General features: G+C 41.9%; 18 protein-coding genes, 1 tRNA gene and 1 other RNA gene. 7 read left to right on the forward strand and 13 right to left on the reverse strand.

Going from position 1 to position 24,380, the window contains the following annotated elements; translation table 11 throughout:
* Window positions 1–7: 7 nt before the first annotated feature.
* The 3 genes from GO816_RS11880 to GO816_RS11890 form a co-directional block, all read right to left on the reverse strand.
* Window positions 8–3,133, reverse strand: coding sequence for a SusC/RagA family TonB-linked outer membrane protein (locus tag GO816_RS11880; protein ID WP_157542149.1), 3,126 nt, complete (start codon window positions 3,131–3,133; stop codon window positions 8–10).
* Window positions 3,134–3,166: 33 nt separating this feature from the next.
* Window positions 3,167–4,378, reverse strand: coding sequence for an ROK family protein (locus tag GO816_RS11885; protein WP_157542150.1), 1,212 nt, complete (start codon window positions 4,376–4,378; stop codon window positions 3,167–3,169).
* Between the two features lie 495 nt (window positions 4,379–4,873).
* Window positions 4,874–4,947: transfer RNA gene (locus GO816_RS11890), tRNA-His, on the reverse strand.
* 111 nt (window positions 4,948–5,058) lie between these two features.
* Here GO816_RS11890 and rnhA point away from each other — a divergent pair.
* A complete protein-coding gene (gene rnhA, locus GO816_RS11895) occupies window positions 5,059–5,526 on the forward strand; it encodes a ribonuclease HI (protein ID WP_157542151.1) in 468 nt (155 codons plus the stop codon).
* A gap of 4 nt (window positions 5,527–5,530) precedes the next feature.
* Here the strand turns inward: rnhA and fbp are convergent, their stop codons facing one another.
* The 6 genes from fbp to GO816_RS11925 all read right to left on the reverse strand — a co-directional run bounded on the left by fbp (window position 5,531) and on the right by GO816_RS11925 (window position 11,957).
* A complete protein-coding gene (gene fbp, locus GO816_RS11900; protein WP_157542152.1) occupies window positions 5,531–6,580 on the reverse strand; it encodes a class 1 fructose-bisphosphatase in 1,050 nt (349 codons plus the stop codon).
* A gap of 16 nt (window positions 6,581–6,596) precedes the next feature.
* Entirely contained in the window at window positions 6,597–7,094 is a 498-nt protein-coding gene (locus GO816_RS11905) for a metallophosphoesterase family protein (RefSeq protein ID WP_157542153.1), read from the reverse strand.
* A gap of 182 nt (window positions 7,095–7,276) precedes the next feature.
* Window positions 7,277–7,987, reverse strand: coding sequence for a tRNA1(Val) (adenine(37)-N6)-methyltransferase (locus GO816_RS11910; RefSeq protein ID WP_157542154.1), 711 nt, complete (start codon window positions 7,985–7,987; stop codon window positions 7,277–7,279).
* 127 nt (window positions 7,988–8,114) lie between these two features.
* Complete coding sequence (gloA2, locus tag GO816_RS11915; protein WP_157542155.1) at window positions 8,115–8,507, reverse strand: SMU1112c/YaeR family gloxylase I-like metalloprotein; 393 nt, start codon at window positions 8,505–8,507, stop codon at window positions 8,115–8,117.
* On the reverse strand, window positions 8,508–10,730 hold the full coding sequence (gene purL / locus GO816_RS11920; protein WP_317163627.1) for a phosphoribosylformylglycinamidine synthase subunit PurL: 2,223 nt from the start codon (window positions 10,728–10,730) through the stop codon (window positions 8,508–8,510).
* Between the two features lie 669 nt (window positions 10,731–11,399).
* Window positions 11,400–11,957, reverse strand: a complete 558-nt coding sequence (locus tag GO816_RS11925) for a hypothetical protein (RefSeq protein WP_157542157.1) — start codon at window positions 11,955–11,957, stop codon at window positions 11,400–11,402.
* A 153-nt stretch (window positions 11,958–12,110) separates the two neighbouring features.
* On the opposite strand from GO816_RS11925, the gene rnpB reads away from it, so the two are divergent.
* Window positions 12,111–12,482, forward strand: an RNA gene (gene rnpB / locus GO816_RS11930) — RNase P RNA component class A.
* A gap of 124 nt (window positions 12,483–12,606) precedes the next feature.
* Window positions 12,607–14,001 carry a sigma-54-dependent transcriptional regulator gene (locus tag GO816_RS11935; protein WP_157542158.1) on the forward strand — a complete coding sequence of 465 codons (1,395 nt, stop codon included), beginning with the start codon at window positions 12,607–12,609 and terminating at the stop codon, window positions 13,999–14,001.
* Window positions 14,002–14,118: 117 nt separating this feature from the next.
* Here GO816_RS11935 and GO816_RS11940 read toward each other — a convergent pair whose 3' ends face one another.
* Together GO816_RS11940 and GO816_RS11945 are read right to left on the reverse strand one after the other, a co-directional pair.
* On the reverse strand, window positions 14,119–15,318 hold the full coding sequence (locus GO816_RS11940) for a pyridoxal phosphate-dependent aminotransferase (RefSeq protein WP_157542159.1): 1,200 nt from the start codon (window positions 15,316–15,318) through the stop codon (window positions 14,119–14,121).
* Between the two features lie 256 nt (window positions 15,319–15,574).
* On the reverse strand, window positions 15,575–15,976 hold the full coding sequence (locus GO816_RS11945) for a DUF1573 domain-containing protein (protein WP_157542160.1): 402 nt from the start codon (window positions 15,974–15,976) through the stop codon (window positions 15,575–15,577).
* 145 nt (window positions 15,977–16,121) lie between these two features.
* Here GO816_RS11945 and GO816_RS11950 point away from each other — a divergent pair, with 145 nt between their 5' ends.
* Window positions 16,122–18,551 (forward strand): alpha-ketoacid dehydrogenase subunit alpha/beta, encoded by a 2,430-nt coding sequence (locus GO816_RS11950; protein WP_157542161.1) that lies wholly within the window; start codon window positions 16,122–16,124, stop codon window positions 18,549–18,551.
* An 81-nt stretch (window positions 18,552–18,632) separates the two neighbouring features.
* On the opposite strand, the gene GO816_RS11955 is transcribed toward GO816_RS11950, so the two are convergent.
* Both GO816_RS11955 and GO816_RS11960 read right to left on the reverse strand, forming a co-directional pair.
* Window positions 18,633–19,670 carry an NAD(P)-dependent alcohol dehydrogenase gene (locus GO816_RS11955; protein ID WP_157542162.1) on the reverse strand — a complete coding sequence of 346 codons (1,038 nt, stop codon included), beginning with the start codon at window positions 19,668–19,670 and terminating at the stop codon, window positions 18,633–18,635.
* A 157-nt stretch (window positions 19,671–19,827) separates the two neighbouring features.
* Window positions 19,828–21,138, reverse strand: coding sequence for an NAD(P)/FAD-dependent oxidoreductase (locus tag GO816_RS11960; protein WP_317163628.1), 1,311 nt, complete (start codon window positions 21,136–21,138; stop codon window positions 19,828–19,830).
* Window positions 21,139–21,250: 112 nt separating this feature from the next.
* On the opposite strand from GO816_RS11960, the gene argB reads away from it, so the two are divergent.
* The 3 genes from argB to GO816_RS11975 all read left to right on the forward strand — a co-directional run bounded on the left by argB (window position 21,251) and on the right by GO816_RS11975 (window position 24,360).
* Window positions 21,251–22,042, forward strand: a complete 792-nt coding sequence (gene argB, locus GO816_RS11965) for an acetylglutamate kinase (protein ID WP_157542163.1) — start codon at window positions 21,251–21,253, stop codon at window positions 22,040–22,042.
* A gap of 2 nt (window positions 22,043–22,044) precedes the next feature.
* Window positions 22,045–22,857 (forward strand): pyrroline-5-carboxylate reductase, encoded by an 813-nt coding sequence (gene proC, locus GO816_RS11970; RefSeq protein WP_157542164.1) that lies wholly within the window; start codon window positions 22,045–22,047, stop codon window positions 22,855–22,857.
* 126 nt (window positions 22,858–22,983) lie between these two features.
* Window positions 22,984–24,360: an aspartate kinase gene (locus tag GO816_RS11975; protein ID WP_157542165.1), complete on the forward strand. Its 1,377-nt coding sequence runs from the start codon at window positions 22,984–22,986 to the stop codon at window positions 24,358–24,360.
* The last annotated feature ends 20 nt before the right edge of the window (window positions 24,361–24,380 follow it).

Raw genomic sequence — 24,380 nt, forward strand, 5'->3', positions numbered from 1 at the left:
TTTTTATTTAAAAACCCAGTGTTAAATTAAATAATAATAAACGTGTAGTTGGCGCGCTGGAGTTTTCGAAACCAACGGCGTTAGTACCTGTAGCATAAACCGATTCAGGATCGATACCGTTTAAATGGCTTTTTATCATCCAAACATTGTTGCATGATACACCTACGTTTACACGTTGTATAGGTGATTTGACAAGCAACTTAGCCGGCAATTGATAGTTGAGTTGTACGTTTCGTAAACGAATATTGGTTGCATCGTAGATATTAGACTCAACAACGCCCAGGTTTCCATTGGCGGTAACCGCTTCCCAATAACGCTGCGGAACCACAGATTTAGTATTTGGCTGGTAAGCGTTGTTTACAAGAACCACACCTTCCGGTACAAAGTTAGCTCTGTCTCCATTAACAACGGTAGCAGCAGCGGTACCGGCTCGTTGCATATTTAAATTGGTAGCCGAGTAAATTTGTCCGCCAAAGCGCGCATCAAACAAAAAGGAAAAGGATACTCCCCTGAAGCTGAAACTATTGGTTATACCCAATAGAGCAGATGGTTGCTGCGTTCCTAATTTTGTACTTGTGTTATCTATTTGTGGGTTACCATCTGAATTTAAAATCAATTGGTTAAAATATGGGCTGGCTGCGTCAGTTACTCGTTGAAATTTGTTACCGTATATATCGCCATATTTCTGTCCTTCCACGGCTAATATACCTACCGCATCAAAACCACCTAATTGGTAGCTTTTTACTTCCGGAGAAAGCTGTTCGATAGTGTTAACATTTCTTGAAAAGTTAGCGCTTACATTCCAGTTTAATGAACGCTGACCTTGAAGAATGCGTCCGTCGATTGTTGCTTCAATACCTTTATTTTGAATGTTTCCAGCATTAATTATTTTGTTGCTGTAACCGCTTAATGGATCTAAAGGCAATATCAGTAACTGGTTAACGCCATTGTTTTTATAATAGGTGAAATCAAATCCTAAACGACCATTAAAGAAACGCATTTCGGCACCTAACTCCAATGTTTTAATCAACTCGTTAACTACGTTTTCATCAAACAAAGTTGGTTTACGACCGGCCGTTGTGTTTCCAAGAGGGTCTTTGTTAACGTTATAGGTGTTGTATAGCTGGTTAAAAGCTAAGTCATTACCCACCTGCGCATACGAACCTCTTATTTTACCGTAGGTTAACCAAGAGGGCAATTTTTTACCAAATCTGGTTAACATATCGGTAAAGACATACGATGCACTTATTGAAGGATAAAAGAATGAGCGATTTGCAGGACTTAAAGTTGATGACCAATCGTTACGGAAAGTTCCGTCTAAAAATAAGTAGCCATCCCAATTAACACCTAACGAACCATATATCGAGTTGATTGCACGCTTTGGACGAGACTGATCGTCAATCGTAGGATTGTTTTTTCCATTCGTTAATGAAAAAAAGTCACGTGCATTTAATTCTCCGGATGACGCACGTAAGTTTGTTGATTTTTGGGACATTAAGTTGCCACCCAATGTAGCCGATCCACCTAATTTGCCAAATACGTTATCTTTACGGGCACTCAGCAATGTGCTGTAGTTAGTTTCCTGAAAGGTTTGCTTACCGGTAGAATATCTACCATTCATAGCAATAGGGCTACCACCATAAAGCTTCTCTTCATAGTCGGTAGTATACATGTCGGCTCCGGCTTTGGCCTCTAAATTTAACCATGACGTAAATTCGTACCTCAATGATGCATTCATGATAAAGCGATCTCTGATATCCTGATTCCTATTGTTGCGCACGGTCCAGTAAGGATTTATTGGCCCTGGGTCACCATACCAGTACATATTATTGTTAGCATCCACCGCGTTTGAGAAATCTTTGATGTTTAAAGATCTTGGCAACAGATAGGTTGTGTAAAAAGGATTATCTGTACGCGTACCGCCAATTGGACGATTAACAGCATTTGCATTTGAAAATTGAACTTTGGTATCTGCGGTCCAGCGATCGTTTTTGCCGAATTTACTCACTGCACGAGTAGAAATGTTCTGGCGCTCATATTTAACTCCTGGGATGATACTGGTGCTATTTAAACGATTGTAAGAGGTATAAACAGACGTGCCTTTATACTGTTGCTGTAATGAAACGCTTTGTGTGTTTTGTATTCCTTTTTGCAAAAAAGCACCCAGGTTGTCATATGCCGTTAGAGGTAATTCACGACCATCCCAGTTTGGTAAAACCTGACCTGTAATTTTAGGTCCCCAGCTTAATCGTGAGCGATTGTCAAAAATTCCGTCAGTACCCTGGCCAAACTCGTTCTGAAACTCCGGTTTCATAAATATTGTTTCAAAACCAACTGATGATGATACGTTGATACCTAAACCTTTTTGCGCACGGCCCGATTTAGTTGTAATTAAGATAACGCCATTACCAGCCCGGGTGCCGTACAAAGCGGCCGCTGCACCACCTTTTAAAACCGACATGCTTTCAATATCTTCAGGGTTGATATCGGATAAACCGTTACCTAAATCCTGCCCCGGATTATAAAAGTCGTTATTTGGTGTACCAATGAAGTTATTGATGGGAATACCATCGACAACAACAAGCGGCTGATTATTGCCGGTTAAGGAATTATTACCACGCAAGGTAATTTTAGAAGACCCGGCAGGACCATTACTGGAACGAATAACCTGTAAACCGGCCACTTTGCCCGATAACGCATTTGTAACGTTCGGTTCGCGGGCGGCTACTAGTGTTTCCCCTTTGATTTCCTGGACGGCGTAACCTAACGACTTACGCTCCCTTTTGATACCTAATGCGGTTACTACAACCTCGCTCAAAGCCTGATTGTTGTTTTGCAAGGTAACATTAACGGTATTATCGGCACCTACAGTTACTTCCTGTGTTTTGAAGCTTATAAAGCTGAATACCAACACCGGTCGTTCGCCTTCGACTGAAACAGTAAAACGACCTTCGGCATTTGTTGCGCCACCTACATCTGTACCCTTTACTTTGTAAATGGCACCAACGATAGGCTGTCCTGACTCATCCTTTACCGTACCGGTAACGGTCCTTTTTTGCTGGGCTAATGCTATAGCCACACAAAAGCTCAGCAGTAAACTGAGTAGTGTTTTTTTGGTAATAGTATACCTCATAATGATTGGTTAATTGTGTATGTGTGTTTATTGTTAGTTTAAAATTGGTTTGCGAAGACCTTGAATATGATGATTTATCTCGTTGTAGTGTTCCATTACCAGCGCTGCAGCGCCAATTAACTCGGCCTGGTACCCTAGCGTAGATATTTTGACTTCAGTATGCTCAGCTATTTTCGGGATACAGTGTTCATTGATTGCCTGTTGAACCGGAGCCAGCCACAACTTATCTGCCGCTGCACCACGGCCGCTTAACACAATAAGTTTAGGGTTAAGCAGATGAATTAGTATCGCCGCTCCCCTGCCAATATTGTAACCGGCTTCAGAAAACAGTTCCACCGCAAACGTGTCACCTTTAAGGGCTGCACTCATAATGGCGTTGGCTGCATTTTCTGTGCTCTCAAGGTTCATTTGAGTCAGCATAGACATGCGTCCACCTTCAATTTCACTTTTAGCTTTTTCAACTATAAGCAACATGGATGCTTCTGTTTCAAGACAGCCAGTTTTACCGCAACTACATAGCTTGTTATTTATAAAAACTGGTATATGGCTAAACTCACCCGCCAAACCATTATCGCCCCTAAACAGGTTACCGTTAATAAGCATACCTAAACCTATACCCCAGCCAATGTTTATTACCATAACATTTTGCTGATCTTGAGCATGCCCAAACTTTTGTTCGGCCAATGCAATCAAGCTCGAATCGTTATCAAGAAAAACGGGTAAGCCTGTGGCTTTTTTTATGTAAGAGGTGATGCTTTGCCCATCGTTATTCAAAAAGGTATGATTTATACCTTTGGCTATGTCAACAAAACCAGGCATACCAATACCAATTCCAACTATCTTTTCCTTACTTACTCCTGAATCTTTTATAAGCTGACTTATAGCATCGGTCAATACCAGCAGACCTTCTTGTCCCTGCTTTAGAGCCAAATCAAGTTTTCGAACGTCGGTTACATTATTATTTTGCCCATCCATGATAACCAGGCGGGTGACTAACTGGTCCATAGCAACCGATACTATATAGATAACATCGGATTTGAGAGAATAAGTTTGAGCTCTGCGGCCACCGGTAGATGGAGCGTAACCGGTTTCAAACACAAATCCTTCCTCTATACAGTCGTTTAATAACTTAGTAGTCACCGGTAAACTTTTGTTCGTTCTCCGGCTAATATCTGTACAAGAAAGTGCCTGACCAAAATATAATTCTTTGATCATGTTTTTAATGTAGCCTTCTACCTTACTCATTATAAGTTAAACTTACGTTAATTTTTATGTAAGTTTAGCTACTTTAATTAAATTTTCAAAAAGTTTATTTTAAAATTTCATTGAATTTCCTGCTGGGTTTAAGTTGGAGGTTAGGATATTATGTGGAATGTTCTTCAAGACTTGTAGCACCATCAAACTGCATCACATAAATTATATATATATAGGATTTTAATTCGACAATCATCAAAAGGATGACTCGATGACCAAAGAAAATTTAGTGCGTATTAGCTCAAACAGAGCTTTAGCTATCTGGGAGGAAATCCTTTAATTTTAATTGAATAAAATTTTTGAGTAGAAGGGGTACTTCTGCTATTTCAAAAGCGTTATCAGTCAGATAGTAACAAAACAGTTTTGCTGATTAATTACATTGCTTGCTGATTGACAATTATTGCGGATGCTTTGTTAAGAAAATCAAAACCTTCTGTATACAAAAAAGCCTCTTTCACATTCGTGAAAAAGGCTTTTAAAAAACGGGGTAAGTAATCGGGCTCGAACCGACGACCCTCGGTACCACAAACCGATGCTCTAACCAACTGAGCTATACCTACCGTGTTTGTGGGTACAAAAGTAGAAATTAGAACAACATTTGCAAAAGATTTTTTAAAAAATATTATGCGTGTTAAATCACCATAATTCATGCTATCATTGCAGCTTAATTTATGATTGAGATTTTTACAGACGGCGCTTCAAGCGGCAACCCTGGTCCGGGTGGATATGGCGTGGTATTGCGTGCAGGCCAGCACTACAAAGAACTTTCTGAAGGGTTTCGTAAGACCACCAATAACCGTATGGAACTGTTGGCCGTTATTAAGGGCCTTGAGGCACTTAAAGCGCCAGGGCAACAGGTTACCGTTTTTTCCGATTCAAAGTATGTGATTGACTCTATTGAAAAACGCTGGCTTAATGGCTGGCTGGCTAAAGGCTTTGCGGGTAAAAAAAACAAAGACCTATGGTTGCGCTATGTAGAAATTAGCAAACTCCACAAAGTGCGCTTTGTGTGGGTCAAAGGTCATGCCGGGCACCCTGAAAATGAAAGATGCGACCAACTTGCAGTGGCCGCATCTAAACAAAAAGACTTATTAATCGACTCAGTTTTCGAAATGGAAAACGCTAAAGGTAACGCTTAAACAATTATTGAATTACCAGTTCGCCTTCAAAATTACGTTTGGTTATTTGGGGCGAAAAGCAAGCCAGCATTTCTTCTGCTTTTTTAACCATATTTTCAGATCCTATAATAATGGCCGAACGCTGGTGCAATTCTTTAACCTCAAGCTCCATAATACGTTCATAACCATTGGTTGCCTTTCCTCCTGCCTGCTCAACTATAAAAGCAATTGGGTTACACTCATACACCAACCTAAGCTTACCATTTGGCGCCTGTGCTGTTATAGGGTACATAAATATACCACCCTTAATAAGCGTACGGTGAATATCTGCTACCATTGAACCGGTATAGCGTGAAGTATAAGGGCGACGTGTGGCATCGTCTTCTACCTGGCAATACTTAATATATTTTTTTATACCATCAGGAAAATGCGCGTAATATCCCTCATTAATTGAGTAAATATTACCGTCTTTAGGCACGCTCATATCCGGATGCGACAGGCAAAATTCGCCTATGGAAGGATCAAGCGTAAAACCGTTCACACCTTTGCCAGTGGTGTATACCAACATGGTTGATGAGCCATATATTACATATCCGGCGGCAATTTGTTCAACACCACGTTGCAATACATCAATAATTGTAGCTTTACCCTCCGTTGATTTACGGCGATATATTGAAAAGATAGTACCCACGCCCACGTTAACATCAATATTTGATGAGCCATCCAAAGGATCAATAGCTACAATATACTTAGCATTTTTTGATATCTCAGAGTCTATATAAACGTACTCGTCATTCTCTTCTGATACCACTATACAGCATTCTCCTCCGCTTTGCAGCGCGGCTATAAACTGCTCGTTGGCATAAACGTCAAGTTTCTTTTGCCCTTCACCTTGCACGTTGGTGGTTCCTGCTTCGCCAAGTATGTCAACCAAACCGGCTTTGTTAATTTCGCGGTTTACAATTTTGGAAGCTATACCTATGTCTCGCAGCAAGCGCGACAGTTCACCTTTGGCAAAAGGAAAGTCGGCCTGTTTTTCGATAATAAATTGTCCTAAAGTTTTTGCTGCTTTCATAGGCTTAGTGTATTAATTACATATTATTTTTGAGTTCTACGACTTCCAAGTTATGAATATTTTTTGATGAAACGCAAAATTTCATCAATGTTTTAACTTTGTGCCAACCCTGTTTTCCGGCCGCCCCGGGGTTTAAATGCAAACAATTTATCTTTTTATCGAAAATAACTTTCAATATATGAGAGTGTCCACTAATAAATAATCCGGGAGGCTTAGTGTAAATAGTACGCTTTACATCAGGGCTGTATTTTTCGGGATAACCACCAATGTGCGTCATCCAAACGTCGAGGTCCTCGCACATAAAACGCAAATGCTCCGGAAAGGTTTGTCGTATTTCTTTGCCATCAATATTGCCGTAAACACCTTTTAACGGCTTAAATGCAGCTAGTTGCTCAACCAACTCTATAGTGCCAAAATCGCCGGCGTGCCAAATCTCATCACAGTTGGCAAAATGTTTAAACACAGCATCGTCTAAATAGCCGTGAGTATCAGATAATAAACCTATACGGGTCATGTAGTTTAATTATAAAATAGTCAAATGAATGAGCTGACTGCCATGTACTTAAATAAAGTCCTCAGCTTACCTAGTTAATTCGAAGATTGGGAAAATCTTTTTGAAGCGATTAACTTCATTAGTTCCAAAAGTGGTCTCACTGACATTCAAAGTAACAAGAAGGATCTTATAAGACGCCCTGTCTAAAATATAGTCAAAAAGTCTTTCAGCAAATTCCGGTATTCATCGGTATAAAGTTTCGGCTCGCTGTAAATACTGTAACGCCAATGTTTAGTATTAGTTTGACGCCTGCCCAAAGCCAGTATCTCGCGGTGAGCATTGGAGTGTGGGTAAGAATGGATGCTGACTACCGACTGTAAGTATAATTCTTTGGACGAAGCCAATTGTTTTACCAGTGCAGATGTGGCAAGGGGCAGTATGAGCCATAAAACACCATCATCGTTTAAATGACGTGCGCTGTTACTAATCAGTTCTTTAAAAAAATCATCATCGGCATGTTTTGCCAAGGTTTTTTGTGTTTCCGCAGATGGTAACGATTGTATGTAGAAAGGCGGATTGGATACAATTACATCAAACTTCTGCTCATGATGTTCGGCGAAGTATTGTTGAAACGATTTACAATAAACGTTTACTCTGTCGGCAAACTTCGATATTGCAAAATTCTTTTTGGCGGTTTGCGCGGCGATAGCGTCCAGTTCAACAGCACTAATGTAGGCTTGCTCAAAACGCTGCACCAGCATTAATGCAATAACGCCTGTGCCAGTTCCAATGTCCAATATAGTTTCTGCCCGGCTTGCATCTGCAATGGCGCCCAGGAGTACACCATCGGTATTCACCTTCATGGCGCAACCGGTTTGGTCTACACTAAATTGTTTGAAATGGAATATGGACATGGGGGCTATACGCTTACGTCATTACAACTTAAAGGTGATCTTGCTAGAGCAGATAAGCTTGGCAACTTGAACAAGATCTCTCACGTTGGAAATGACAAGTGGGATTTGGTAGAACACCCACTCACTCCTAGCGCTCCTCGTACAACTCCAGTGGTAAGCCATCCGGGTCGGCAAAGAAAGTAAAGCGGCGGCCGGTGTATTCGTCTACCCTAATGTCTTCGGTAGCTACACCCCAGCGGCTAAGGTGAGATATTGATGCTTCTATGTCCTCAACTGTAAATGCCAAATGGCGTAAACCTGCAGCCTCGGGCCGCGATGGCCTGGCAGCCGGGTCAGGGAACGAAAAAAGCTCGATCTGGTATTGCCCTGCGACAGCCAGATCAAGCTTGTATGATTGCCTTTCAGCACGGTAAATTTCCTGCACTACGGTTAAGCCCATTATTTCCACATAAAACTGTTTGCTTCGCTCATAATCTGAGCAAATAATGGCTACGTGGTGTATGCGCTTTAATCCAAGCATTTATTCGCCCAGTGCTACGTGCAGTACGTTATCGTATACTAATTTAATGTCGGTAATGTGGCCGTAAAGCTCCTCATCAACGTTTAAGCCGCCATTGGTTACAGTACCCAATAAAGTGTACTCTACTTCGCTGGTAGCCATAAGCTCCGTAAAGCGGTCTTGCTCTTCCGGTGATACACTCACCACTACCCTGCCTTGCGCTTCCCCAAATAAAAATGCATCCTTGCGGAAATCAACATCGGTTGCAATATCAAAACCTAAACCTAAAGGCATTGATGATTCCAGTAGCGCAATATATAAACCACCATCGGCCACGTCATGAGCCGATTGGATAGCCTTGCTTAAAATCAGTTGCTTAATTACCTGCTGCATGTTATACTCCTCATCCAAATTAAAGTAAGGAGCTGGCGATGCTGCTATTTTATGGTAAGAGGCAAGGTATTGTGACGATGCAATATCATTTTGTGATTGGCCTACGAGATAAATAAAATCGCCCGGCTGTTTAAAGTCGGCGGTCATAATGTTGTCTTTATCATCCAACACACCCAGCATACCAATTGTTGGCGTAGGGAACACCGGACCTTCATCGCTAGATTGATTGTAAAAACTTACGTTACCACCTGTTACCGGCGTATCAAACTTGCGGCAAGCCTCGCCCATACCTTTAATTGCACCCACAAATTGCCAGAAAACTTCAGGCACGTAAGGGTTACCAAAGTTTAAACAATTGGTTATAGCCACCGGATCACCGCCTGAGCAGGTGATGTTACGGGCAGCCTCGGCTACGGCAATGGCGCAACCTTTTTGCGGGTCAGCGTTTACATAGCGTGAGTTACAGTCAACCGTTAAGGCAATAGCCTTGTTAGTGCCTTTTACAGCTACCACGGCGGCATCGCTCGGGCGGTTGGTAGTCATGGTTGATGTACCAACCATGCTATCATACTGGTCGGTTACCCAACGTTTTGATGCAATATTAGGGTGAGCAATTAAATGCTCGGCAACATCAACCAGGTTTTCAGGAACCGGTACGCTGTTAATATCAAACTTTTGATATTCGGCATAGTAAGCCGGCTCGCGGTATTCGCGCTCGTAAACCGGGGCACCGCCACCTAATACCAAATCGTCGGCTGGCACGTCGGCTACTTTTTCGCCATTCATAAAGTATTCCAGGCGTTTGGTATTAGTAACCTCACCTATCTGTACACAGTTCAAATCCCATTTATCAAATACAGCCTGCACATCAGCTTCGCGGCCTTTTTGCACCACAATAAGCATACGCTCCTGTGATTCTGACAGCAGTATCTCAAACGGCTTCATGTTTTCCTGGCGCGTTGGCACTTTGTCTAGCCAAATTACCATACCATGTTCGCCCTTGGCCGACATTTCAGAGTTTGAACAAATTATACCTGCCGCACCCATATCCTGCATACCAATTACGGCACCGGTTTTAATAACTTCTAACGAAGCTTCTAATAATAACTTTTCCTGGAACGGATCGCCCACCTGTACGGCTGGTAAATCATTTACCGAATCTTCGGTTATATCTTTGGAGGCGAAAGCTGCACCGTGTATACCATCTTTACCGGTTGAAGAACCTACGATATAAACCGGGTTTCCTACACCGTAAGAGGTAGCCGAAACCATATCGCCAGCCATCAAAATACCGGCCGACATAGCGTTCACTAAAGGGTTAACGTTATAACATTCATCAAAAAACAGCTCGCCGCCTACGGTCGGTATACCAAAGGCATTACCATAATCACCAATGCCTTTTACCACGCCTTTAACGAGCCATTTGGTACGGTCGAGGTTAAGGTCCCCAAAACGCAGTGAGTTTAACTGCGCAATTGGACGTGCACCCATGGTAAAAATATCGCGGTTAATACCACCTACACCGGTTGCAGCACCTTGATATGGTTCTAAAGCCGATGGGTGATTATGCGATTCTATTTTGAATGCACAGCCAATGCCATCGCCCAAATCAACCACACCTGCATTTTCTTCACCTGCTTTGGCCAGCATGCGGCTACCATCACGCGGTAAAGTTTTAAGCCATTTAATAGAGTTTTTATACGAACAGTGCTCGCTCCACATTACCGAAAATATAGACAACTCGGTAAAGTTGGGAACGCGGCCCAGTATTTCTTTTATACGCTCAAACTCTTCAGGTAAGAGGCCAAGATCTTTGGCCGTGTCAACAGTAGTAAGTTGGTCTTGCTCCACTATATTGTGTTTTGATGGATGAAAACGCAAAATTAGAAAAATGAAGGGAATGCTGGTATTTTAATTTAGAATTATAGTAGGGTCCTTAAATATGTTATCATTTCGACTTAAGGAGAAATCTCTTCGAAGCGATTTGGGCCTTGCAAAGATAATGAGCGCAAATATTGCTTTGTGCTTAAACTCCTTGCGGTGCCCTGTTAGGACAAGTAAAGTGGTTGCACCAACGACTGTGGATGTACTTTTTCTTTTATGCAAAAGAAAAAGCTACCAAAAAGAAAACTTGCGGCTACGTTTATTTGCTACTTAATGCTGTGCTTTAACTTAGGCTTGTGCTACCCGCAAAACACTGATGCCGCGGAAAAGAGTTGTCGTTAGGGCAGTGCTTTTGTGTGAATCAGAATTTGATAAATTACTGAATTACATTTTTCTCGTTAACTATTCGAAAGAGCGTGGGGCATTCAGCGCACCCGGCCGGGAGCTGCCTGTGTAGATGAAAGGGATTGCAATGAATAGGCCTTTTTGTTTCTTTTGTGGCTATGACAAAAGAAATAGCCTGCGCGGCAATGAGCGCTACCGAAGCAGTAAGTTTGCAAACTTCCCATATTCGTCTGATACAAAAAAAGCCGCTTCATATTAGAAAGCGGCCATAAAAGTTAGTAATTTATAATATTAAATACCTTCGGTACCTGGCTCATGTCCTACCATGCGACCTGTTGTACGACCTTGCGGACGTGAGCTAAAATCAGTTTTAGGACTTCCTTCTGAAGGAAACTCATGAGGGCGTGGTGGTGTAACATCAGTTTGTTCGCTGTATGAACCATCACTGCCTTCCTGAGGCTGACGTACCTCCTGCTCATTTGGATATCCGAAATCCTGGTCATCAGTTTCCTCGTGCTCAGGAATTTCGTTATCATCTGAGTTCAGATCGTCGCCATCTCCGTCTAGTTCGGCTCTCAACGGATCGTCCAAATCTTCATCTTCATCTTCCTCATCTAAATCGGTGTCATAACCTGGTACAACATCATCATCCAGGTCTTCTTCCTCATCTAAATCCAAATCATCATCTTCATCCAGGTCTAAATCTTCGTCTTCATAATCCTCATCTTCAGGATCCGGAGATTCAGCTCTTAACAATCTTTCGCGGTCCAACTCATCATCAGAACTGCGGCGTAATTGGGTCTGTGTTTCCTGTTCAGTAGTCCAGGTATCTTGATCAAATGCTAACATAGGTTCTATCGTTTATGGTGCTACAGAAATAACCATCAATACATTGCTATTGTTTTTAACTCTTAAATAAATAATTAGCATTAAGCAGGCTTAATACATACATAACATCAATTTAAACAAATAGGGATATGCACCTTAATTGCGTATCTTTGCAACGCAAAATGTTCTATCGCTGCCTTTAAACAGGCGGAGGAAAGTCCGGGCAACATAGAGCATCCTGCTTCCTAACGGGAAGGCGCCACGCAGCGGGCGACAGCAAGTGCCACAGAGAATATACCGCCGGCCCGCCGGTAAGGGTGAAAACGTGAGGTAAGAGCTCACGGCTTGCATGGGCGACCATGTTTGCGGTAAACCTCAGGAGTTGAAAAGCCAAATAGGTTACAGTAATAGAGTTGCTCGCTTTGTATACTCAGGTATAACTGTAATGGGTAGGCTGTTAGAGCCTGTTAGCAATAACAAGCCAAGATTAATGATAGAAACTGTTGAAAGACAGCACAAAACCCGGCTTATAATTTTGCAGCTGTATTTAAACCCTTTATGCTTTTGGCATAAAGGGTTATTTTTTTTCAAACAATTTGCCAAGTGTTTGTTTTACTATACAAAATCCTATATTAGCACCGTTACTACTACCTCCTTTGAATAGAAAAACATGGCGAAAATTTTAATAATTGATGACGAGCGCGCGATTCGCAACACCCTGCGTGAAATTTTAGAATACGAAGATTATGTGGTTGAAGACGTTGACAACGGCGTTGATGGACTACAACTTATACAAAAAAACGATTACGATTTAGTACTGTGCGATATTAAAATGAACCGCATGGACGGGCTTGAGGTACTTACCGATGGTTTAGCTATTAAACCTGATCTTCCATTTATCATGATCTCTGGTCATGGTACAGTTGAAACGGCTGTAGAAGCAAGTAAAAAAGGTGCGTTTGACTTCATATCCAAACCGCCTGATTTAAATCGACTGCTTATCACAGTACGGAATGCGTTAGATCGCGGCAGCTTAGTTACCGAAGCTAAGGTTTTAAAAAGGAAGGTTTCGAAAGTACGTCCTATCTTAGGCGAATCTCAGGGCATCTTAAAAATCAAAGAAACTATTGATCGCGTTGCCCCTACTGATGCCCGTGTTTTAGTAACCGGAGCCAATGGTAGCGGTAAAGAGTTGGTAGCACGTTGGTTGCACGAAAAATCAAACCGCTCAAATGCACCTATCATTGAGGTTAACTGTGCTGCTATTCCTTCGGAGCTTATTGAAAGTGAGCTTTTTGGCCACGAAAAAGGGTCGTTTACTTCAGCTGTAAAACAACGCATCGGTAAATTTGAATCGGCAAACGGTGGAACTTTATTTTTGGACGAGATTGGCGATATGAGCCATTCAGCCCAGGCAAAGGTATTACGTGCTTTACAGGAAAGCAGGATTACCCGTGTTGGTGGTGAAAAAGAAATTGAGGTTGATGTTCGTGTTGTTGCTGCAACCAACAAAGACTTGCTTAAAGAAATTGAAGATGGTAATTTCCGTATGGACTTGTACCACAGGCTGAGTGTAATATTAATACACGTACCTCCGCTGGCTGAGCGCCGTGATGATATTCCGTTATTAGCTAACAGCTTTTTAGAAGAGATATGCAGCGAGTATGGTATGCCAACCAAACGCATAAGCGAAGCTGGATTAGAAGCTCTTAAAGCACTGCCATGGACAGGCAACATACGCGAGCTGCGCAACATGATTGAACGCCTTATTATACTAAGTGATAAGGTAATTACTGATAATGATGTGCGGGCATTTGCCAACCCATCGGCACCTGTTACTATAGCCGCAGGCACCGCTTCGGCACCGGTAGCGGCAGCTCCTCAAACCGATTATGAGAAGTTTAAAAACTTCCAGGAATATAAAGATTACGCGGAGCGTGAATACATTAAATTCAAGCTGGAAAAAAATAACTGGAACGTTTCAAAAACTGCAGACGACATTGATATACAACGCAGTCACTTATACAGCAAGATTGAGAAATTTGGATTAAAAAGGGGCGAATAGCCCCTTCTTAATTTTAATGGATTGCACCCTAGTTGTACAGGTTATTTGTACAGCAAGTTTTAGCTGGAAATGTAGATGGAATACTACAAAACAGTATCCCATCACATTCTTGCAATACTATTGAACTCTTCCGGGATATACTTGTAAGGCTTCTTCAAGGCAGGTCATGGCGTTTTGCAAATCATCACTGTTAAGTACATAAGCCATGCGCACCTCATTTACGCCTGCACCTTTAGTGCTATAAAAACCTGTTGCCGGTGCCATCATTACCGTTGAGTTGTTGTGACTAAAGCTCTCGAGCATCCATTGGCAAAACTTGTCTGAATTATCAATTGGCAGTTTGGCCACAACATAAAACGCCCCGCCCGGGTTGGGGCAGTAAACACCATCCATTTTATTCAAAGCGTTTACCAAAACGTCGCGACGTTGCGTATATTCCTTATTAACCGTTTCAAAATACGTATCAGGCGTTTCAACAGCTGCTTCACCGGCAATTTGCTCAACTAAACCAGGGCTTAACCTTGCTTGCGCAAACTTTAATGCAGCCAGAAGCACTTCTTTATTTTTTGTAATTAAGCACCCTAAACGGGCACCGCATGCGCTGTAACGCTTGCTCACCGTGTCCATTATAATTACGTTATTTTCAATTCCCTGCAAATGCATAGGCGATATAAACTCACGGCCATCATAGCAAAACTCACGGTAAGCCTCATCAGAGAATAAGTACAAATCATACTTTAACACTAAAGCTTTTAACGCTTCCATCTCCTCTTTGGAGTATAGGTAACCGGTTGGGTTATTAGGATTACAAATGATGATAGCCTTGGTACGATCTGTTATCAGTTTCTCAAACTCGGCAATTGCCGGCAACGCAAAACCGTTATCAATATATGAAAGTATAGGCTTTACTACCACATCACTTTGTACGGCAAAGCTATTGTAGTTTGCGTAAAAAGGCTCCGGTATTATTACCTCATCGCCTGGGTTAAGGCATGTCATCATAGCTATCGTTATAGCTTCAGACCCACCTGTAGTTACTATAATGTCTGATGGACTTATTCCGTAATTAAGCTTATTGTAGTACTCTGTTAGTTTTTTACGGTACGATAAAGTACCTTCAGAAGCTGTGTAAGCCCAGACCTTGAAATCAATACCTTTAACAGCATTCAACATACCTTCGGGCGTCTCAATATCAGGCTGCCCAATGTTCAGATGATAAACTTTTTTACCGTCAAGTTTGGCCTGCTCGGCAAACGGAGTTAATTTACGTATAGGTGAAGCCGGTATAGTTTGGCCTTTGTTTGAAATTTTTGGCATGCAGCAAAATTACAAAACATTATTTTGTGTATAACATAAATTTGGCAGCAGCTTAAAGTACTGACAATGTGGAGAAATTTATGAGCAACTTGCTTAAGCCTTATGTAGCTTACTATAATTTTTGGTATACCTTCAGTCCAGCAACCAGAAATAAATTTTGCACCTAAGTTTAATATATAACTCTTGTTTTATGAGGTCAATAAACAAAGAAGACCGCCTTTTAAAAGCGGTCTTCTCTATAAATATTTATTTAATGCTATTTGGTATTGCTTGCCGCCGATTCAACAACCTCGCCTAAAATGATTAGGTTTTTAACGGGGGTTTTAGCGTTTGATGTAACCACAATTGTTTTACTGAACGGTGATGCTACCGCGGCGTTATAAGTAATTGAAATTTTACCTTTATCACCTTTCTTAACCGGAGTTTTAGTGTAATCAGCAATAGTGCAACCGCAGGTAGGTCTCACTTCGGTAAGTATTAAAGGTTCGGTACCAACATTAGTAAATTCAAAAATTGTTGTAACCGGTTTGCCTTTGGCAATTTTACCAAAATCGTGTTTCTCTTCGTTGAATTTAAATTCCGGTTTTGAGTCGCTTTGAGCGCGTACGGCAACACTAAAGCCCAGTATTACAGCGCAAAGTATGATTAGTTTTTTCATAATGATTGTAGTTATGACACAAATATAATTTAATAGTTTAAAGTTCATAACAAAAACCGTGCTTACTTTGCGTTAATTTGATAAACGCGGTAATAACCATTTTCAACATAGAATTTGTTAATTTTACCGCCTAAAGAAATTTAATATGCCAGAAAGCACACTACCCGCAACCGGCAACTTTACAGAGCACGAATTGAGTTTTAACGATTTCAGACAAATTGTTATAAACGATTATCGTATAGGTTACGAAAGCAGGCAGGCCAGTATACTGGGCCGCCGTGAAGTGCTTACCGGAAAGGCCAAATTTGGCATTTTTGGTGATGGAAAAGAGGTTGCACAACTGGCAATGGCCAAAGCCTTTAAAAAGGGCGACTGGCGTGCCGGCTACTATCGCGATCAAACTTTTATGTTTGCTACGGGTATGAGCACGCTTAAAGAATTTTTTGCACAGCTCTATGCTCATCCCGATATTGAAAAAGATCCTGCATCAGGCGGCAGGCAAATGAATTGCCATTATGCTACCCGCTTTGCCAACCCCGATGGCAGTATGGTTAACCAGGCCGAGACCATGAATTGCTCTGCCGATATATCAACTACAGGTGGCCATATGCCACGTTTACTAGGTTTGGCCTATGCATCGAAGCTATATCGTCAGAACAAGGAACTTGAGGGCTTAAAACAATTTTCGGTTAACGGCAATGAAGTTGCTTTTGGCAGTATTGGTAACGGAGCAACATCTGAGGGTATCTTTTTAGAGACATTTAATGCTGCGGGCGTACTGCAGGTGCCTATGGCTATTTCTGTTTGGGATGATGCCTACGCTATTTCGGTACCGGCAAGCTTGCAAACAACAAAAGAAGATATTTCAGAAGCATTACGTGGATTCCAGCGCGAAGCGGGCACCAATGGCTACGAAATATTTAAAGTACGCGGTTGGGATTATGTTGCCCTTTGCGAAACTTATGCGGTTGCCATTGAAATGTGCAGAACGGAACATGTGCCCGTGTTAATTCATGTTACCGAAATTACCCAACCACAAGGCCATTCAACATCAGGCTCACATGAGCGTTACAAACCTGCCGAAAGATTGGCCTGGGAAACCGAACATGACTGCTTGATGCAAATGCGCAAATGGATGATCAATTCGGCGGTAATCACCGAGGCAGAACTTGATGAATTAGAAGACGCTGCCAAAAAGCATGTGCGTAACAGTCAGCGTGAGGCATGGAACGAGCTTTCAGCCGAGATCAAGGCGGAACTTGAAGAAGGTGCAGCGTTGATAGAACAACTGGCGCGACATTCATCAGTTAAGGAGTTAGGCAAAGTTGCATCGTCATTACGGGCCTGCGTTGACCCCGGAAGGCGCGATATTGTTGGTGCTATACGCAAGGCTTTACGCTTAACAGCTAAAGAACACCAGCCCGAACGCAAAGCTCTTACTGACTGGCTTACGGAAGAAAACAAAGCCAATAAGGAACGTTACAACTCTAAATTGTTTAGTGATACACCATTATCGCCACTCCACGTTAAAGCTATCGCTGCCCAATACGCGCATGATGCTAAGATGATTGATGGCAGAGAAATACTGAACGCTGCCTTTGACGCTGCCTTTGAACGCGATGAACGTATAGTTGCCTTTGGAGAGGACGTTGGAGCCATTGGTGATGTAAACCAAGGTTTTGCAGGTTTACAAGCGAAATTTGGTGATTTACGTATAACCGATACCGGCATTCGCGAATCGAGCATCATTGGGCAAGGTATGGGCCTGGCTATGCGCGGACTGAAACCCATAGCTGAAATTCAATACCTGGATTACTGGATTTGGGCCATAACTGTTTTGAGTGATGATATTGCCAGCCTTAGTTACCGCACTAAAGGTGGCCAAAAAGCTCCTTTAATAGTTCGTACACGCGGCCACAGGTTAGAAGGCATATGGCACTCAGGTTCGCCAATGGGTGCTTTGTTAAACGCCTTAAGAGGTATCCATATTTGCGTTCCGCGTAATATGACACAGGCTGCCGGCATGTACAATACCCTTTTACAAGGAGATGAGCCTGCCATCGTGATCGAAAGCTTGAACGGCTACCGTTTGAAAGAAAAGATGCCATCAAACATTGGAGAGTTCACTGTAGCATTAGGTAAGGCTGAGGTAGTAAAGCAGGGAACGGACGTTACCGTTGTTTCCTATGGTTCAACTTTACGCATTGTTGAAGAAGCTGCTGTTGAATTAAGCCAAATGGGAATCAATATAGAAATAATTGATCCGCAAACACTCTATCCTTTCGATCTAAACCACGATTGCGTTAATTCGCTTAATAAGACAAATAAATTGCTGGTTGTAGACGAAGATATTCCTGGCGGCGGATCGGCTTATATATTGCAACAGGTACTTGAAGTGCAGGGCGGCTACTCGTTCCTCGACTCAGCTCCTAAAACGCTTTGCGCCAAGGAACATCGCCCGCCATATGGATCGGATGGTGATTACTTTACCAAACCTTCAGTTGATGATATAATTGAAGCAGTTTACAATATTATGCATGACAGCAATCCCGGAAAGTTTCCTGCGATATTTTAAAGGTAATATTTTTATAAATTACCTAAACAAAAAAGGTCCTTTCAATAGTTGAAAGGACCTTTTTTATTTATAGAAATAGATTTACAGGGTTGCGATATCAATAACAAATCTGTACCTCACATCCCCTTTTTGCATACGATCATAGGCTGTGGTGATGTCTTTGATGTCAATAAGCTCGATGTCAGATACAATATTGTGCTCAGCGCAAAAATCAAGCATTTCCTGCGTTTCCTTAATACCACCAATGCTTGATCCGGCCATAGTTTTACGACCACCAATTAATGCAAACGGATGTACTGCATATTGGTTTGGCACACCAACTCCTATCAAAGTACCATCGGTTTTTAAAAGCGACATGTACATGTTAAAGTCATGATCGGCAGATACGGTATCAAGTATAAAATCAAATGTGCCTTTTACCGAATTTACCTGGGCTTCATCTTTAGTCACTACAAAATGATGAGCACCTAATTCTTTAGCTGCCTGCTCTTTTGAAGCTGATGTACTCAAAACCGTAACTTCGGCACCAAAAGCTACACCGAACTTAACGGCCATGTGGCCTAAACCACCTAAACCTACCACTGCTAATTTGTGACCTTTTCCAACCTTCCAATGACGAAGTGGCGAATAGGTAGTAATTCCGGCACATAACAATGGCGCTGTTGCTGCAAGGTCAAGCTTTTCTGATACATGCAAAACAAACTCCTCGCGCACCACTATGGTATTTGAATAACCACCATAGGTAGGCACGCCCTGGCGGTCTTTATTGTTATAGGTTTGTGTGTTTCCTTCCAAACAGTACTGCTCCAAATCGTCTTGGCAATTTTCGCACACCTGGCACGAGTCAACCATACAACCCACACCAGCAAGCTCGCCTTCTTTAAAATTCTTTACGTGGTCGCCAACTTTAACAATACGGCCTACAATTTCATGTCCGGGAACCATAGGGAATATGCCCGGAAACCAATCATTTTTTATCTGGTGTAAATCAGAGTGGCAAACTCCGCAAAATTTAATTTCAATTTGCACATCATGTGCACCCACTTCCCTGCGTTCAAAACTCCAGGGTGCCAAATCAACTTCAGGGCTTTGTGCCGCGTATCCTTTTGTTTGTATCATAGTAAACGTTTTAATTCTACAACAAAATTAAAAACATATGTTTGAACATCCTTAAACAATTCAAACCATTAATTGCGAAATTCAAACCACTAAAAATTGATCCTCTATTGCTGTAAAAACAGTGATACTGCATTTCAAGCAATCAATTTTGTGTGTTCTATTTAGCAACTTGTTCTGTCATCATGGTTTCGTTATTGAAGTAATGTATGATTAAACGGTTGTCGGTGTTTTTTGTAAAGTAATTAATTATCCAGTTGCAAAAAACAACCAGCTTGTTACTAAAGCCAGCCAACGTCATTATATGAACAAATAACCATACCAGCCATGCAAAAAAACCTTGAAAGCGCAGTTTACCTATATCGGCAACTGCCTTATTGCGTCCAATGGTTGCCAGTGAACCTTTATCTTTATAAACAAAGGCCTCTGGTGCGGTTCCCTTTACTATTTTGATAATATTTTTTGCTAAATGCCCGCCCTGTTGTATAGCAACAGGCGCCACACCCGGGTGCCCATTAGGCGATTGAGGTGTTATCATTGCGGCAACATCCCCTATGGCAAACACATTCTCAAAACCTCTTACACGGCTAAATTCGTCGGTTTGAATACGTGCCCCGCGTACAACTACATTCTGAGGTATCCCCTGCGGCACTTCTCCCCTTACGCCAGCTGCCCAAAACACGCTTCGGGTTTTTAAACTTACGCCGTTGTCAATTTCCAAATCAAAACCGTTGTAACTGGTTACGTGTACATCATTATAAATTATAACGCCCATCTCCGTCAAAAACTGCTTTGCTTTTACTGATGCTTGCTCAGACATGGCTGCAATGAGCTTAGGTTTACCCTCGGCCAGGTATACTTTCATATGTTCTGGCTTCAAGTCTGGGTAATCTTTACAAAGCATATTTATCTGCATTTCGGCAAGTGCACCGGCAAGTTCAACACCGGTTGGCCCACCGCCTACCACAACAAAGGTTAACAAGGCATTACGCTCGGAAAGGTCGGTTGTTACAGCAGCCTTCTCTAGGTTTTGTAAAATAAGACTGCGAATATTAAGTGCTTCGGGCAAATTTTTCATAGGCATAGTAAAATGCTCCATTTGCTGGTTACCAAAAAAGTTGGTTCCCGCACCCGTTGCAATAGCCAGGTAATCATAATGAACATCGCCAAGCGTTGTACTCACCGTATTTCCTGTTGTATTGATGTTAAGTACTTCAGCCATATGAAAGCTGAAGTTTTTCTGTTTGGTAAATAATCTCCGTATGGGAAACGCAACTGAATCGCTTTCTATTGCGCCTATAGCTACCTGATAAAGTAAGGGCTGAAAAGTGTGATAGTTATGCTTATCAAGCATTACCACTTCAACGTCGGCACCCTTTAATTTACGGGCAAGGTTAACACCGCCAAAACCACCGCCAATTATAACAACGCGGGGCTTACCGGTTGATTTGCCTAAATACATTTCTGCCATGTTGCTTTTCAATATTTTATGTAGTACAACCCCTATTTTTAGCAGATGTTTGATAGACTATAAAAACAGTAGATTAATTACATGGAAAATGCTATTTTTAGCCCCCAACACCATGAAATCACTGTATGTTATAAAAATTGGCGGCAACGTCATTGATAACTCTGAGAACCTGTATAACTTTTTAAAAGATTTTACAGCCTTAGATGGCCATAAAATATTAATACACGGCGGTGGCAAAATTGCAACCCAAATGTCTGAGCAGTTAGGCATTGAAGCTAAATTGATTGATGGCCGGCGCATAACCGATATTGAAACCCTTAGGGTTGTTACCATGGTTTATGCCGGTTTAATTAATAAAAATATTGTTGCCCAGTTACAGCGTTTTGGCACCAATGCAATTGGTTTAACCGGAGCGGATGGAAATTTCATCAAAGCTACCAAGAGACCGGTAAAAACAATAGATTATGGCTATGTGGGCGACCTAGACAGCCAATCAGTAAATGCTGAAAATATAAGCAAACTGCTGGAAGCCGGCTTCACCCCTGCTTTTTGCGCCCTTACCCATGACGGCGACGGCCAAATGCTTAACACCAATGCCGATACTATAGCATCGGCAATTGCCATAGCGCTGGCCAATTATTATGATACTACATTGATCTATTGTTTCGAGAAAAAAGGCGTATTGAAGGATATTAATGATGAAGAGTCGTTGATTCGTGAAATTAATCCGGTGCGTTACGACGAGCTCAAAAAAGAACAAATTATACACAGCGGAATGTTGCCTAAGCTCGATAATGCCTTTGCCGCCATATCATGCGGTGTTAAAGCCGTAGTTATAGGAAAATCTGACGAGTTAGGTAAACTGGGCAACAATCAACCGTTTGGCACACGATTAAGTAATTAAACATGAGTAACAGAATTGCCATATTAGGCAGCGGTAATATTGGTCTTTCATTAGCCAAAGGACTTATCAAGGCTGGCAAGTACAAACCTGAAGAGGTAATATTAACCCGTCGTAATGTAGCTGCACTTGCTGATTTAGCACAAACAGGCGTTATTACCACGGCTAATAATTTGCAAGCCGTTAGCGACGCAAACATCGTAGTATTAGCGGTTTTACCACAGCAACTTAATAGGTTACTAAATGAAATTAAGCCTGCTATTAAAGCTAACGAGCAGCTTTTTATTTCGGTGATATCAGGCGTTAGCTGTGATGATATTTGTAAGCAATTAGATATGGATGTACAAGTGGTAAGGGCTATGCCCAACACCGCTATTGCCATTGGCCACTCCATGACTTGTATTGGTACTGATAAGGCATCTACTGAAAACATTCAACGTGTTAAAGACCTTTTTGATACTGTTGGCATTACCGTACAAATCAACGAGGAGCTCATGACATCGGCAACTGCTTTATGCGCTTGCGGTATTGCTTTCTTTTTACGCTCAATACGGGCAGCTTCACAGGGTGGAACCGAAATTGGTTTCCATGCACATGATGCACTTAAAATGGCCGCACAAACAGCCAAAGGCGCGGCCGACTTGCTACTGCAATTGGCCTCTCACCCCGAACAGGAGATAGACAAGGTTACATCACCTAAAGGCTGTACCATTGCAGGCTTGAATGAAATGGAACATCACGGGTTCAGTTCGGCAATGATTAAAGGCATAAGGCTGTCTGCCGATAAAGCCGGCGTTCTTTATAAGAAAGAAGGGTAAATCGAGCAATAGTACACTTCAAGTAATTGCGAAAAATTTATTTGGGTCCTTTAATAATTAAAAATATACAAGGCAAAACACATCTTAGGTTTGTTAAGGATGCCTTTGAAATATACTAACTTATCCATGTTAACTGTAGAAAAAATTGGCGGCACATCAATGAGTGCCTTGGGCGATGTAATCAAAAACATCATCCAGTATAACCGTATCGGTAGCGAGCTTTACAACCGCATATTTGTGGTATCGGCATTTTCGGGTGTAACTAACCTATTGTTAGAAAATAAGAAAACCGGCGCCCCCGGCGTATACCATTTAATTGCCAAACATCAGGATTTTAAGATAGCCCTTGAAGAGCTCATTGTGAAGCTTAAAGAGCTTAACAAGCAATACGAGCCTTTAGGATTAGATTTGAATACTGCCAACAATTTTATTGAAGGCCACGTACGCCATGCCGAAGGGTTTTTAGAGAACCTTACAGGTATTCTAGCTTCTGGGTATGTAAGTACCGAAGGGATTTTACAGGCAGCGCGTGAAATTTTAGCTTCTATTGGCGAAACTCATTCCGCTTTTGCATTTACCAATATTTTGCAAAACATGGGTATCAACGCCACATTGGTCGATTTAAGCGGCTTCCATGATCATGAGCCATACACCATTGATCAGCGTATAAAACAAGCGTTTAAAGATATTGACTTTGCAAATACCATTTGTATTGCCACCGGGTATACAAAAGGTACGGAGGGTATTATGCGTGAGTTCGACCGCGGGTATTCGGAAGTTACCTTTAGCAAAATAGCCGTTGCCGTGCAACCGCAGGAGGCTATTATTCACAAAGAATACCACCTTTGCTCAGCCGACCCGGTTTTGGTTGGCGTGCATAACTGCTCGCCTGTAGGTTTTACTAATTACGACGTTGCCGATCAACTGGCCGATGTGGGCATGGAAGCCATTCACCCAAAAGCCTCAAAACCCCTTGAAATAAATAATATCAACCTGCGTATAAAAAACACGTTTGAGCCAGAGCACCCGGGAACTTTAATTACACGCGAATACATATCTCCCGAGAAAAAAGTTGAGGTTATTACCGGCACCAACAAGCTGGTAATGGTTGACATTTACGACCCGCTTATGGTTGGAAATGTGGGCACTGACCTGCACATCATGCAAATTTTTGCGAATAATAGTGTTAGCTACAACTTTAAGGCAACCAGTGCCAACAGCATATCAATAGTGATTTGGGAAAAGGACTACACCGACAAGCTGTTTCAGGATCTGCAAACAAACTTTGAGAAGGTCACCGTTGAAAAAGTTGCCATAGTTTGCCTTATTGGCTCTAATATGGATCAGCCGGGCTTACTGGCCCGTGCAGCCAACGCATTGGCTCAGGACGGTATTAACATTAAGAGTGCAGGGTTTGCACTGCGCCAGGTAAATATTCAGTTTTTAGTAAACCGCGAAGACTTTGACAATGCGGTTATAGCGTTAAACAAAGGCATGGCCTAATTAAAGGCAAATTTAATAAG

This window comes from Mucilaginibacter aquatilis, assembly GCF_009755275.1.
GTDB classification, from domain to species: domain Bacteria; phylum Bacteroidota; class Bacteroidia; order Sphingobacteriales; family Sphingobacteriaceae; genus Mucilaginibacter; species Mucilaginibacter aquatilis.

Coding starts and splice junctions, on each gene's coding strand:
- proC (WP_157542164.1), top strand. CDS start 22,045: ATGAGTAACAGAATTGCCATATTAGGCAGCGGTAATATTGGTCTTTCA.
- GO816_RS11935 (WP_157542158.1), top strand. CDS start 12,607: ATGGCGAAAATTTTAATAATTGATGACGAGCGCGCGATTCGCAACACC.
- GO816_RS11940 (WP_157542159.1), bottom strand. CDS start 15,318: ATGCCAAAAATTTCAAACAAAGGCCAAACTATACCGGCTTCACCTATA.
- argB (WP_157542163.1), top strand. CDS start 21,251: ATGAAATCACTGTATGTTATAAAAATTGGCGGCAACGTCATTGATAAC.
- GO816_RS11945 (WP_157542160.1), bottom strand. CDS start 15,976: ATGAAAAAACTAATCATACTTTGCGCTGTAATACTGGGCTTTAGTGTT.
- GO816_RS11880 (WP_157542149.1), bottom strand. CDS start 3,133: ATGAGGTATACTATTACCAAAAAAACACTACTCAGTTTACTGCTGAGC.
- GO816_RS11925 (WP_157542157.1), bottom strand. CDS start 11,957: ATGTTAGCATTTGATCAAGATACCTGGACTACTGAACAGGAAACACAG.
- rnhA (WP_157542151.1), top strand. CDS start 5,059: ATGATTGAGATTTTTACAGACGGCGCTTCAAGCGGCAACCCTGGTCCG.
- GO816_RS11975 (WP_157542165.1), top strand. CDS start 22,984: ATGTTAACTGTAGAAAAAATTGGCGGCACATCAATGAGTGCCTTGGGC.
- GO816_RS11905 (WP_157542153.1), bottom strand. CDS start 7,094: ATGACCCGTATAGGTTTATTATCTGATACTCACGGCTATTTAGACGAT.
- fbp (WP_157542152.1), bottom strand. CDS start 6,580: ATGAAAGCAGCAAAAACTTTAGGACAATTTATTATCGAAAAACAGGCC.
- GO816_RS11960 (WP_317163628.1), bottom strand. CDS start 21,138: ATGGCAGAAATGTATTTAGGCAAATCAACCGGTAAGCCCCGCGTTGTT.
- gloA2 (WP_157542155.1), bottom strand. CDS start 8,507: ATGCTTGGATTAAAGCGCATACACCACGTAGCCATTATTTGCTCAGAT.
- GO816_RS11950 (WP_157542161.1), top strand. CDS start 16,122: ATGCCAGAAAGCACACTACCCGCAACCGGCAACTTTACAGAGCACGAA.
- GO816_RS11910 (WP_157542154.1), bottom strand. CDS start 7,987: ATGTCCATATTCCATTTCAAACAATTTAGTGTAGACCAAACCGGTTGC.
- GO816_RS11955 (WP_157542162.1), bottom strand. CDS start 19,670: ATGATACAAACAAAAGGATACGCGGCACAAAGCCCTGAAGTTGATTTG.
- GO816_RS11885 (WP_157542150.1), bottom strand. CDS start 4,378: ATGAGTAAGGTAGAAGGCTACATTAAAAACATGATCAAAGAATTATAT.